Consider the following 11,524-nt stretch of genomic DNA (forward strand, 5'->3'; position numbering starts at 1 on the left):
GCCTACCGCAGGCTCCGCATCATCTCCGGCGTCATGGTCGCCGCGATCACCGTCATCATCACCCTGCCCGGCACCTTCCCCCTCTGGATGAAACTCGAACAGGGCACCTGCGGACTACTGCTGCTCGGCGTCGTGGCACTGGTCAACGGCCGGACGCTGCGCTCCCAGTTCGCCTCCGCGTGAACCACCAGCACCCCCGAACCGCACCGGCACCCGAAACCGCATCGGCACCGACGAACCAGCGCCGTCCGCCATGCCACTGCTACCGTTCGCGGCATGGCGGACAGCCGAAGGGTGCGGGTGAGCAGCGTGGCCGAGAGTGACCCGCAGCGATGGGCGCGAGGATGGCGGCGCGTCGTCCTGGCGACCGGAATGCTCGCCTACCCCGGTGTCGCGGCCTCCGGAATCGCCCAGTCGACCAGCGGCGCCACCGAGGTGGTCGGGCACGTCATCGTGGCCGCCTTCGCCGTGGCCTACGTCCTGACCGCCCTCTCGGTGGCTTGGGGCCGCACCACCCAGATGTGGGTGCTGTTCGGGGCCATGAACCTGCTGTTCCTCGCCGAACTGCCCATCGCGCACGATAATGCCTTCTTCCTCGCCGTCGTCATCGTGTCCTTCGCGGCGATGGTGCGGCCCCAGTACCTGGGAATGATTCTCGCGGCCGGTGTGCTCGCCGCGCTGGTTGTGCCCTGGGCCGTGCGACCCTGGCACGTCGGCCCCGGATGGACCCCGGCGATCCTGATGGTCTTCACCAGCCTGACGGTGCGCGGGTTCTCCGAACTGGCCAACGCCAACCGCGCCCTGCTGGAAGCCCGAGCCGAGGTCGCGCGCCTGGCGTCGGAGGCCGAACGGGCCCGGATCTCACGCGACCTGCACGACCTGCTCGGGCACTCGCTGACCGTCATCACCGTGAAAAGCGGCCTGGCCCGCCGGCTGGCCGAAAGCGGGTCGCCAAAGGCGATCGAGGAGATCACCGCCGTGGAGGGCCTGTCCCGCCAGGCGCTGACCGACGTGCGGGCCGCCGTGTCCGGGTACCGCGAGGTGACCCTCAACGGCGAGCTTGCCCGCGGCCGGGAACTGCTGCGGGCGGCGGGAGTGGTGGCCGACCTGCCCACCGCCACCGACGTGGTCGATCCCGCCCACCAGGAGCTGTTCGGTTGGATTCTGCGGGAAGGCCTCACCAACGTGGTGCGCCACGCGCACGCCACCCGCTGCACGGTGACCCTGTCGTCGTCCCAGATCGAGATCCGCGACGACGGCACGGGCAGCGCGGCGCCCAACGGCAACGGCCTGACCGGACTGCGGGAGCGGGTCGCCGCCGCCGGTGGCACGGTGGACAGCGGCCCGGCCAGCCCGCACGGCTGGCGGCTGCGGGTCACGCTCGGCCGGCCCGAAACCTCCGGACTCCTCGCTACCACAAAGGAAACCGTCGCATGACGATCCGGCTGCTGCTGGCCGACGACCAGGACCTGATCCGCAGCGCGTTGTCCGCGCTGCTCGAGCTGGAAGACGACTTCGAGGTGGTCGCCTCGGTCAACCGCGGCGACAAGGTTGTCGACGCGGCGCTGGCCCACCATCCCGATGTGGCTCTGCTCGACATCGAGATGCCGGGCCTGGACGGTCTGGCCGCGGCGGCGGTGCTCACCGCGCAGGTACCCGACTGCCGCGTGGTCATCCTCACCACGTTCGGTCGCGCGGGCTACCTGCGCCGGGCGATGACGGCCGGCGTCCTCGGCTTCGTCGTCAAGGACGCCCCACCCGAGGCTCTGGTGGACGCCATCCGCCGCGTGGTACGCGGTGAGCGGGTGGTCGACCCCGCCCTCGCGGCGGCGACGCTCGCGGCGGGCGATTCCCCGTTGACCGCACGGGAACGCGATGTGCTGAACGTGGCCCGCTCCGGCGCCACGGTCGCGGAGATAGCCGGCAAGCTGTACCTGTCGGAGGGGACTGTGCGCAACTACCTGTCGGCGGCGATCGCGAAGACGGGGGCGCAGAACCGGATGGGCGCGGTGCGCGTCGCCGACGACCGGGGCTGGCTATAAAAGCGGTTTTGTGAAGGGGATCGGCGGCGGGGTGTCTCATGTGGAGTTGACCGATGGTTTCCGGGTCAACGGACTGGAACCAGCCACCGGCGGGCAGAAGAACTGGGTGTTCTTCGGGTGCGAAGAACACACCGGCGATCGCGTGGTCGTCAAGGTGGAGGGGACGCCGGGCGGGCTCGCCGATGAGCATCGCGCCCTGCGGTGGGCGGGCCGGCATGCCGTTGCCGTTCCCGGGGTACGCCGCCACGGCGTGATCCGTAGCGGAAGCCACCGGGACCGCACGTGCCTGGTGTTGGACCGTCTGCCCGGGCGGCGCCCGCAGAGCCCGGCCGACTGGTGGCGCATGGGTGTGGCCCTGTCGGGTCTGTCCCGGCTGCCGTGGGCGGACTCCGGGGTCCCGGTCTCGGACGCGGGCGCGGCGGTGGCGACCCATGAGAGCCTCGCCGCGATGCTGACCAGTCAACTGCCCGAAGCGCAGGCCGGCGTGCTGGCCGCCGCGGTGCGCGCCGCACCCGCGCCGGATACGTTGTCCCGCCCGGTGTTCACCCACGGCGATCCCGGTCCCGGGAACTTCCTCGTCAACGACGACGGGTGCGATTACCTGCTGGACTGGGAGACCGCGCAGGTGACGTCGATGGGCCTCGACCCGGCCCGCGCCGCCTTCCTGGCCCTGCTCGCCGCCGACCCCGATGCGTCAGATACCGCGGCGGGCAACGCCATCGCGGTGTGGCGTGGCTATGTGGACGGTTGCGGCTGGCGGCCCGGCCCGGAGTTGACCCGCTGGTGGATGACCGTGGCGGGATTGCAGTTCGTGGCCTTCCGATGGCTTGGTCGGGACACCGCGCGGGTGCTGCCCTGGCAGCACGCCGTGGCCACGGTGAGCCGGATGGGCACGGTCATCCGGCAGTTGTCGTCGTGAACCCGTCGATGCCCGCGCCCGGGGCGGATGGCGCGACCCAGTAGGTCTGCCTATGGCCACGCGCCTCCATCGTGGCGGCCACCGAATCGGCCTCCGGTCGAGAATCGTGCCGGGACACCTCGTACCGGTTGCCGTTGTCGTCCTGCCGCCACACGGTCCAGCCGCCCGATCCGCCGGCTTCGGGCTGGTCCCGCGCAAGGTGCGGCGGCAGGTTCGGCACGTCCGCGTCGCTCGGTGGCCCGCCCGGATCCACGCTGTCCATCCGACCAGGATCGCAGACGCACCGGATCGTGGCCTCTTCCGGCTACGCTCGACCCATCTGCCGGCCGGACCCGAGGCCAGTTAAGGTACACGCGTTGTTCGCTGACACGTGACCTTCCGACTGGGGGAGCCGAGTTGGTTTTCGGTAGGGGCGGCAAGAAGCGGGACGAGTCCCCTGTCGAGCTCGTCTCGTGGCAGGACGCGCCGAACTTCTCCATCACCACGCTGGAGCGGCCCGAGACCCTGAAGCGCAGGCGTAAGACGTTCGGCGCGCGCGCCGTCCGAGTACGCCGGGGCGACAAGGACTTCCCCGTCAACGCGCCATGCGCCTTCTTCGCCCCCGCCGACGGCGTCCACCTGCCCGTCTCGCACGAACTCACCCTGTTCGAGGACGAGGCGTGCCAGCGGTTGCTGTGCTACGTCGAAGCGTCGCAGCAAGTCGACGGCGAGCGTCGTCACGTCGTCCGTGATGGCGGCCACGAGACGATCGGCGTCGTGCGCCGCATCCCCCCTCGACGTCCGTTCCGCCACACGTGGCGCATCGACCAGCCGGGACATCCCGAAATCGTGGGTCGCAACGAGTGGGCCAGCGGTGGCCCGTCCAAGGCACAGTTGCTCGTCACGACCGCGGTGAGGGTCGGCTTTAACATCATTGATTCTGCGGGCTCGGAGAATGGAGAAGGGCGAGGCAACGCCGCTCGGATCCTGGAGTGGTGGTCGGGCGAGGACGAGGTCATGCGATCCGTCGGCAGCGACGAGTTCCGCTTGTACAAGGACTGGTTCGATCGGCGACTCGCCTTCGCCTTCGCCCTGATCCGCGACCGCTGAGTGCCGGTGCCGATGCGGGCACCGGCACTCCCCGCGGCCGGGACCATCGCCGGGGCGGTCCGCAACTGTCAGAAGACCATCAGCCGCGGTACGGCGGGGCCACGCCCCAACCCCAGTGAGGCACGGGAGCCTCCGTCATCGGGTGCGCCTCCGGTTGGGAGTTGCCTATCGCCAGTCGGGTGCCCCACTCGATGTAGCCCATGAACGCGGCCCGGAACTCCGGGTCGGACGGCAGGCCGACCTCGTCGGCGGCGTCCGCGAGCAGGTTGATCCAGCGTCGGCGCTGCGGCTCCGTGATGGCCTTGCCGAGGTGCTGGGCCAGCATGTGCGGATATCCGCCGCGCTTGGCCGTGTACGTGTCGGGGCCGCCGAAGACTTCGTCCAGCCACATCGCGACGAACTTCGGATGCTCGGCGTCCATGTGCCGGAACAGCGGTTCCAGCAGATCGTCGCGGAGCACCTCGCGGTAGAAGGCCTCGGTGAGGCGCTCGAAGGCTCCGGCTCCGCCGGCCCACTCGTACAGGCTCGGCTCCGAGGAGCCGGTGCCGTGCACGTCGGTGCGCTGATAGTGGCGCATCTCCTGAACCATCGGCAGGTACGGGCGGATCTCGGCGAAGAACTCGGTGAAGTTCGCGCTGCGGCGGAAGCCTTCGATGTGGTCGGCGGCGGACGTCCAGACGATGCGCAGCACGTAGCTGCCCGGTTCGTCGACACTGCGACTGAGTTCGTAGTCGACGCACTGTGGCGCGCTGGCCAGCGGCACGGCCGCCCGGGCGTAGGCGGCCTCGAAAGCGCTGGACTGTTCATCGGGGATCAGATACCGGATGTATTCGACGATCATGGCTACTCCTCCGTCGTCCATCGCGCTTTACAATACAATACTGTTGTGGATTTGAATTCTGGGCCGGCCCGTCGCGCCGGCCGGACTCGGGACACGAGCATTGACCTGCGCGTGCTCGCCGCCGCGCGGCGGCAACTGTCCCGCGACGGCTACGAGGCGATGTCCGTCGCCTCCGTCGCGGAGGAGGCCGGCACCACGAGGCAGGCGATCTACCGCCGGTGGCCCACCAAGGCCGACCTCGCCGCGGCGGTGGTCGCCACGATCGACGACGACGTAGCGGCCGAGACGGCGCAGGCCGACCCGTTCGCGGCGCTGGTGGCGGAGCTGACCGACTTCGCCCGCGGGGTCAGCATGCCCGGACGGATGTCGCTGGTCGGAGCGATGCTGCAGGAGTCCGCCGACCCGGCCGTGGTCACCCGCTACCGGGCGCACGTGATCGCTCCCCGCCGGGCCCGGCTCACCGCGATCTTCCACGACGCGCAACGACTCGGCCTCATCGACCCCGACGCCGATTTCACGGTCGCGGTCACGATGTGCACCGGCAACTGGTACGGCCGGGCTCTGGCCGGCGACGACCCGCCACCGGACTGGCCGGTACGCGCCGCGACGCTCGTGTGGCGATCCGTCGGCGGGGATCCGCCGCCCTTCACGATGCCCGACTAGAGATTCACGAATCCGGCTTGACCCTCACGTCGCGTGAGGCTGGAGGGTCGGGTGCATGAGCGACTACTACAACGCGTTTGAGATGAGCCCCGTGCCAGCTCCCGGCCTGGATGCGGTCGCGCCGGAGCCGTTCCGTGGCATCTATGGAATGCCCGCGTTCGTGACGATCCCCACGAGCGATCTGGCGGCGTCGGTGGACTTCTGGATCCGTGGGCTCGGGTTCTTCGAGCTGTTCAGCATCCCCGGCCGGGTTGTACACCTGCGCCGGTGGGCGTTCCAGGACGTACTGCTCGTCCCGGCGGGGAGCGTTGCGGAGCAGGCACCCGCGATGAGCTTCAGTTTCGCGTGCCTGCTCAGCCAGGTCGATTCCCTGGTCGAGGCCTGTCGTGCGTTGCGCCCGAACTCGGTCGAGGGTCCACGGGATACCCCCTGGAACACCCGCGATGTGGTGGTGATCACGCCGGAGAACGCTCGGATCGTTTTCACTGCGGCGAAGCCCTTTGATCCGGCCAGTCAGGAGGCGCGGGACCTTGCCGCCGTCGGGATCACCCCACCGGGCGTCGGGCGCGGCGACAATGAGGACCATGCCTGATGCCACTGACGCCGATGGTCTGACCGTCGGTCAGGTCTCGACGCGTCTGGGCGTGACGGTCCGCGCGCTGCACCACTGGGATGAGATCGGTCTGGCGCGACCGTCGCTGCGCACGGCTGCCGGATACCGGCTCTACACCGCTGGTGACCTGGAACGCCTCCACCGCATCATCGTGTACCGGGAGATCGGTCTCGGCCTGGACGGGATTCGGGCCATCCTGGACGACTCGACCGCAGACGTGCCCGCTGCACTGCGTGCGCAGCGCACCCAGGTCGCTCACCGGATTGACCGCCTCTGGCAGCTCAGCGCCGGACTGGATCGGATGATCGACGCCCACGAGCGCGGCCTGCTGCTGACCATCGAGCAGCAGGCCGCGATCTTCGGCCCCCGGTGGAACCCAGACTGGCCCGCCCAGGCCCGCGAGCGTTACGGAGACACGACGCAATGGCAGCAGTACGCCGAACGCGGCGCCTCTCGCGGTCCGGAGGAATGGCAGGCCGTCGCCGACGCCGTTGCAGGCCTCGACCGCACCCTCGGGGATGCGATGGACGCCGGCGTCACACCTGGTAGTCCGGAAGCGGATCAGCTCGTCGAGCGGCACCGCGAGGTCTTTGCTTCGTACTTTCCCCTCACCAGGCAGATGCAGGTCTGTCTCGGCCGCAGGTATGAGGCCGATCCGGGATTCGCCGCCCACTACGACGGCATCCGCGCCGGCCTTGCCACGTGGTTCCGCCGAATCATCGACGCCAGCGCGCGCACCCACGGCATCGATCCCGACACCGCGACCTGGCAGTAGAGCGCGGGACCGCTCACACCGTCGAAGGTCCCTCCGGTGGCCGGTGGTGGCGATCGGACCGGTGGCGTTCGGGCCCGGTGTGCGCCTCGTGCCGGCCCTGAGTCTCGTGCCGGCCCTGAGCCCCATGGTGGCCCTGAACTCCGTGGTGATCCTGAGCTCCGTGGTGACCCGAAGGCTCGGGCGTCCGGCGGTGCCAGCGCAGCGGGCGCGGGTCCAGCGACCACCGCAGCCGCCGCCACCAGGAACGGCGGGCGCGCAGCTCGCCGACGTACGCGATCGCCTGGGCCCGGGCCAGCCGGGCGTCCTCCTCGCGCACGGCCGCGCCCGCGAACGTGACCCGGTTGGCCAGCGTCGCCAGGTCCAGCAGCGACGGGGCGGGCAGGCTCGATCCGGCCGCGGTGCGCCGGCGTGCGCGGGGCGCCTCGGCCACCACGGCCGCCGCGTGCGTGGCCACCTCGGTCACCGCCAGATGGGCCGCCGCCGGCCGCCCGGCCAGCCGCAGCCCGTCGAGTACCTCGTTCCACGCCGCGGCCACCCGGTCGGCGGGCGAGCCCCGGTCCAGCCGCCGCGAGCGCTCAGCGCGCCGGGCCAGCACCGCGCCGGCCAGCGCGCCCACCAGCACCACCAGCACGCCGCCCCCCAGCCCGGCCAGCAGGCCGGTGCGCACGCCGCCGGCCGGCGCCGCGGACAGGCTCGCGCTGGGCGAGGGGTGGCTTGCGTGGGCGGAGGCGGACACCGCCGGGGTCGGTTCCGGTGAGGGTGGCGGGGCCGAGGGCGGCGGCTTGGGCGCGAAGTCGTCCTCGACCGGGCGTGGTGGGGTGTCGGGGTGGGGCAGCGGGTCGAACGGTACCCAGCCCACGCCGGTGAACAGCACCTCCGGCCAGGCCAGTGCGTCGCGACCGAGCACGCTGTGCCGGCCGGGTTGCGCGATGAAACCCACCACCACCCGGGTGGGCAGGCCGAGCATCCGGCCCAGCACCGCGAAGCTGGCCGCGAACTGCTCGCTGGTGCCGCGCTGGCCGCCCAGGTTGCGGGCGGCGAACAGGAAGAAGTTGAGGTTGGGGTAGGCGTGGCCGCTGGGCGCGTCGCTGACCAGGCTGTAGTGGTCGGAGAGGAACTCGGCGATGGCCTGGGCCCGCTGGTACGGGGAGCCGACGTCGGCACCCAACTGGTTGGCCAGCTTCGTCATCGGGTCCGGGGCGCCGACGGCCAGCTGCAGGTACCGGGCCACGGTCGGGCCGGCGGGCACGTCCGCGGCGGGCAGCAGGTTCACGTTGACCGTGGGTGCCTCGGAATGCACGGTGTAGGTCAACCCCGGGGTCAGCTCGTCGGTCAGCCGGATCACGGTGCCGGTGGCCTGGTCGTACCCGACCCGTACGCCGTCGACCTCGCGGGCGTTGGCGGCGGCGGGCAGCAGCCGGCCGTCCAGGTCATCGACGGTGATGCGCTGGTCGACGGTCCGCCCGCCGGGTGCCGGCGCGCCGGGGCCGTCCACCGGCGGCAGGGCACGTCCGGCCTGCCGGTAGTCGCCGTGGACCAGCCAGTTGACCCCGTCGTAGTCGGACAGCACGGCCAGCCGCACGCGCAGGCCGGCCGCTGGTACTCCGGTGGAGATGTCTGTGTCGAACAGCTTCTCGGTCGGGTTCAGCGCCCAGCCGGACAACCGGATCAGCGGGTTCTCGTCCTGGGTGGACAGGTTGGGTGGGGTCACGTACTTGCGCGGGTCGATCGGGGTGGCGCCCACCCGCCCGGCCAGCGCCGGCGCGACCGCGACGGCCAACCCGATGAGCACGACCAGGGTGGCGGCGCCGCTGGTGACCAGCCGCGCCCGGAGCGCGAAGCGGTCGGAGGTGCTCAGGTCTTTCGGGGTGGTGCCGGCGGGCCGGCCGGTCACCGCCAGCGCGGCGGCGGCCACCGCGGCATAGGCCAGCGGCTGCCACAGCGCGGGGTGCGCGTTGGGTCCGACCAGCAGCAGGCAGGCGGCGTACAGCACGGTGGGCGGGGCGACGCCGAACAGCACCCGGCGGTAGCGCACCGCCAGTTCGGCCCCGGCCAGCCCGGCCAGCCAGGTCGCGACCACCGGCACCAGTACGGTGTCCGGCTGGGGCTCGACCGGGATCAGCGCGGTCAGCAGCCGGGGGATGCCGTTGCCGACGGCGTCGCGCCACGTCGCCCACAGCGGGCCGGCAAGACCCGCGTGCGCGGCCGCGAGGCGCACCGCCAGCAGGCTGTAGGCCAGCAGCGCCACCGCGGAGATCGGCGCGACCGTGTAGGCGGGCAGCCGGCGCACCAGCGTCGACAGCAGCACCGAGGCGACCGCGGCGCCCAGCAGCAGGCGGGTGAGCAGATCGCCGTGGTAGATGCGGGCCAGCGGCAGCGCGGCCAGGGCCACCAGGGCCGCCAGCGCCGCGGCCACGCCCAGCCGCCTCACCATCGCTCGAGCCCGTCCCACGCGGCGGCGAAGGAGGCCGCGTCGGGTACCGCGAGCACCCGCACACCCTCCACCGTGGACGGTACGGCGGCCGGGTCGCCGAACACGCCGGCCACGATCGTCGGGTACCGGGGGTGCAGCGCGCCGACCGGTGCCAGGTCCTCGGCGCTGCCGCTGCCCGTCAGGTAGACCAAAGTGTCGCCCAGCCGGTACTGGCGCAGCCGGTCGATCGCCGCACCGAGCCGGTCGCCGGGGTGCAGCTGCGCCTCGGCCAGCCGGTCCAGCAGCGGGGCGACGTCCACCCGGCGGGCGCCGGCCGGACCCATCGCCTGGTGCTCGCGCGTGCCGGGGGCCGAGGCGGCGCCGACCAGCAGCAGTTCGGCGGCCAGGTCCTCGCGCACCGCGGCGACCAGTACCGAGGCGGCCGCCTCGCAGGCGTGCTCGAAGTCGTCTGGCTGCGGGTAGGCGCCGGCCCGGTCGTCGAGCAGCACGACCAGCCGGGGCAGGCTGGTGTCCACGTACTCGCGCACCATCAGCTCACCGATGCGGGCGGTGGTACGCCAGTGGACCCGGCGCAGCTCGTCGCCGATGACGTACTGGCGTAGGGCGTCGAACGTGATGTTGCCATGCGGTACCCGGTCGATGCGCCCGTCCAGGCTGCGCGCGATGCCGGCCGGCACGGCCGCCAGCGGGTGCGAGCGGGGGTGCACCCACACCCGGGCGGTGCCGCCGTGGGTGCGCCGCGCGCCGAGCAGGCCCAGCGGGTCGCGGCGGGTCACGCTCAGCGGCCCGACCTGGACCACGCCGCGCCGGGCGGTGGGTACCGGGTAGCTCACGGTGGTGTCCCGGGCGGGGCGCAGCCGGATCAGCGGCACCGCTACCGTGGCGCCGCCGCAGCGATCCTGGGCGATCAGGGTGGCGGCGACCAACCGGCTGCCGTTGTGCACCACCAGCGTCTGGGTGCACGGCTGGCCGCGGGCCACCCGGTCGGGCTCGACGGTGCGGGTCACGGACAGCCGGGGTCGCCAGGCGGCGTAGGCCAGGGCGCAGGCCGCGGCCAGCAGCGCGACGGCGCCCAGCACGGCCAGCTCCGGGTAGCCGAAGGTGAATCCGGCCCCGATCAGCACCGCGCCACCGCCGGTGACGGCTAGTCCGCGCCCGGTCGGCTTCACACTGGCTGCGCCGCGGGTACGGCGACGGATTCCCGCACGCCGGCGAGGATCTGCTCGGCGGTGGTGCCGCGCAGTTGGGAGTCGGGCGACAGCAGCAGCCGGTGGGCGAAGACCGGCTCGATGAGCACCTGCAGGTCCTCGGGCACCACGTAGTTGCGTCCGTCCAGCAGCGCGTAGGCGCTGGCCGCCTTGGTCAGGGCTATCGCGCCGCGGGGGCTGACCCCGACGCGCACGTGGGGGTGGTTGCGGGTGGCGGCGGCCAGCCGGACGGCGTAGGTGTAGAGCGGGTCGGCCAGGTAGACCCGCCGGCCCAGCTCGATGGCCTGGGCGATGGCGCTGGTGTCGGTGACCGGCTCCAGCTGGTCGGGGCTGCGCCCGGCCGCGGCGCCGCGCAGCACGTCGATCTCGACGGCCTCGTCCGGATATCCCACCGACAGTTTCATCAGGAACCGGTCCAGCTGAGCCTCCGGCAGGCGGTACGTGCCGTCCATCTCCACCGGGTTCTGCGTGGCCACCACCAGAAACGGCCGTGGCACCGGATGACGCACCCCGTCAACCGTCACATACCGCTCCTCCATCACCTCCAACAACGCCGACTGCGTCTTGGGCGACGCCCGGTTGATCTCATCCGCGATCACGATGTTCGCGAACACCGGACCCGGATGAAACTCGAACCCCCGGGTCGCCTGGTTGAAGATCGTCACCCCGGTCACGTCGCTGGGCAGCAGATCCGGCGTGAACTGGATCCGACGCCACGCCCCCTGCACCACCGCCGCGATCGCCCGCGCCAACGTCGTCTTACCAACCCCCGGCACATCCTCGACCAACAGATGGCCCTCGGCCAGCAACGCCGTCAACGCCAACCGGACGACCGGTGCCTTGCCCAGCACGACCGAACCGATGGCGTAGCCCAGGCGGTTGGCGAACGCGGCGAAGTTGGCGGCCTCCTCGGGGCTGGGAGCGTCGTTGCGCTGGATGA

General features: G+C 71.9%; 12 protein-coding genes and 1 pseudogene. 8 read left to right on the forward strand and 5 right to left on the reverse strand.

What is annotated here, in order from left to right; translation table 11 throughout:
- The 4 genes and pseudogenes from ABEA87_RS37540 to ABEA87_RS37555 all read left to right on the forward strand — a co-directional run.
- Positions 1-183 (forward strand): annotated as a pseudogene (locus ABEA87_RS37540) (hypothetical protein); the annotation flags it as partial.
- Positions 184-276: 93 nt separating this feature from the next.
- Positions 277-1,437: a sensor histidine kinase gene (locus tag ABEA87_RS37545; protein WP_345638012.1), complete on the forward strand. Its 1,161-nt coding sequence runs from the start codon at positions 277-279 to the stop codon at positions 1,435-1,437.
- On the forward strand, positions 1,434-2,042 hold the full coding sequence (locus ABEA87_RS37550; RefSeq protein ID WP_345638014.1) for a response regulator transcription factor: 609 nt from the start codon (positions 1,434-1,436) through the stop codon (positions 2,040-2,042). Before ABEA87_RS37545 ends, ABEA87_RS37550 begins: the two co-directional genes overlap by 4 nt.
- A gap of 40 nt (positions 2,043-2,082) precedes the next feature.
- Positions 2,083-2,961 (forward strand): phosphotransferase family protein, encoded by an 879-nt coding sequence (locus tag ABEA87_RS37555; protein WP_345638015.1) that lies wholly within the window; start codon positions 2,083-2,085, stop codon positions 2,959-2,961.
- Here ABEA87_RS37555 and ABEA87_RS37560 read toward each other — a convergent pair.
- A complete protein-coding gene (locus ABEA87_RS37560; RefSeq protein WP_345638016.1) occupies positions 2,939-3,223 on the reverse strand; it encodes a hypothetical protein in 285 nt (94 codons plus the stop codon). The two genes, ABEA87_RS37555 and ABEA87_RS37560, sit on opposite strands and share 23 nt — an antisense overlap.
- Positions 3,224-3,357: 134 nt before the next feature.
- Between ABEA87_RS37560 and ABEA87_RS37565 the strand changes: the two genes are divergently transcribed.
- Positions 3,358-4,050, forward strand: a complete 693-nt coding sequence (locus tag ABEA87_RS37565) for a hypothetical protein (protein WP_345638018.1) — start codon at positions 3,358-3,360, stop codon at positions 4,048-4,050.
- A 79-nt stretch (positions 4,051-4,129) separates the two neighbouring features.
- On the opposite strand, the gene ABEA87_RS37570 is transcribed toward ABEA87_RS37565, so the two are convergent.
- Positions 4,130-4,891, reverse strand: coding sequence for a group II truncated hemoglobin (locus ABEA87_RS37570; protein ID WP_345638019.1), 762 nt, complete (start codon positions 4,889-4,891; stop codon positions 4,130-4,132).
- A gap of 45 nt (positions 4,892-4,936) precedes the next feature.
- Between ABEA87_RS37570 and ABEA87_RS37575 the strand changes: the two genes are divergently transcribed.
- From ABEA87_RS37575 to ABEA87_RS37585, 3 genes are read left to right on the forward strand one after another with little or no spacing between them, the layout of a single operon-like run.
- Entirely contained in the window at positions 4,937-5,554 is a 618-nt protein-coding gene (locus ABEA87_RS37575) for a TetR/AcrR family transcriptional regulator (RefSeq protein ID WP_345638020.1), read from the forward strand.
- Between the two features lie 55 nt (positions 5,555-5,609).
- The gene (locus ABEA87_RS37580; protein WP_345638021.1) at positions 5,610-6,146 is read left to right on the forward strand and encodes a VOC family protein; all 537 of its coding nucleotides are present in this window, start codon (positions 5,610-5,612) and stop codon (positions 6,144-6,146) included.
- Positions 6,139-6,942, forward strand: a complete 804-nt coding sequence (locus ABEA87_RS37585) for a MerR family transcriptional regulator (RefSeq protein WP_345638023.1) — start codon at positions 6,139-6,141, stop codon at positions 6,940-6,942. The genes ABEA87_RS37580 and ABEA87_RS37585 overlap by 8 nt, the downstream gene beginning before the upstream one ends.
- Positions 6,943-6,955: 13 nt before the next feature.
- Here the strand turns inward: ABEA87_RS37585 and ABEA87_RS37590 are convergent, their stop codons facing one another.
- From ABEA87_RS37590 to ABEA87_RS37600, 3 genes are read right to left on the reverse strand one after another with little or no spacing between them, the layout of a single operon-like run.
- Positions 6,956-9,376 carry a transglutaminaseTgpA domain-containing protein gene (locus ABEA87_RS37590; protein WP_345638024.1) on the reverse strand — a complete coding sequence of 807 codons (2,421 nt, stop codon included), beginning with the start codon at positions 9,374-9,376 and terminating at the stop codon, positions 6,956-6,958.
- Positions 9,370-10,545 carry a DUF58 domain-containing protein gene (locus ABEA87_RS37595; RefSeq protein WP_425571026.1) on the reverse strand — a complete coding sequence of 392 codons (1,176 nt, stop codon included), beginning with the start codon at positions 10,543-10,545 and terminating at the stop codon, positions 9,370-9,372. Before ABEA87_RS37595 ends, ABEA87_RS37590 begins: the two co-directional genes overlap by 7 nt.
- Entirely contained in the window at positions 10,542-11,522 is a 981-nt protein-coding gene (locus tag ABEA87_RS37600; RefSeq protein WP_345638089.1) for an AAA family ATPase, read from the reverse strand. The genes ABEA87_RS37595 and ABEA87_RS37600 overlap by 4 nt, the downstream gene beginning before the upstream one ends.
- Positions 11,523-11,524: the final 2 nt, after the last annotated feature.

Origin of the sequence: Rugosimonospora acidiphila, from assembly GCF_039543385.1 — a bacterium.
GTDB lineage: Bacteria > Actinomycetota > Actinomycetes > Mycobacteriales > Micromonosporaceae > Rugosimonospora > Rugosimonospora acidiphila.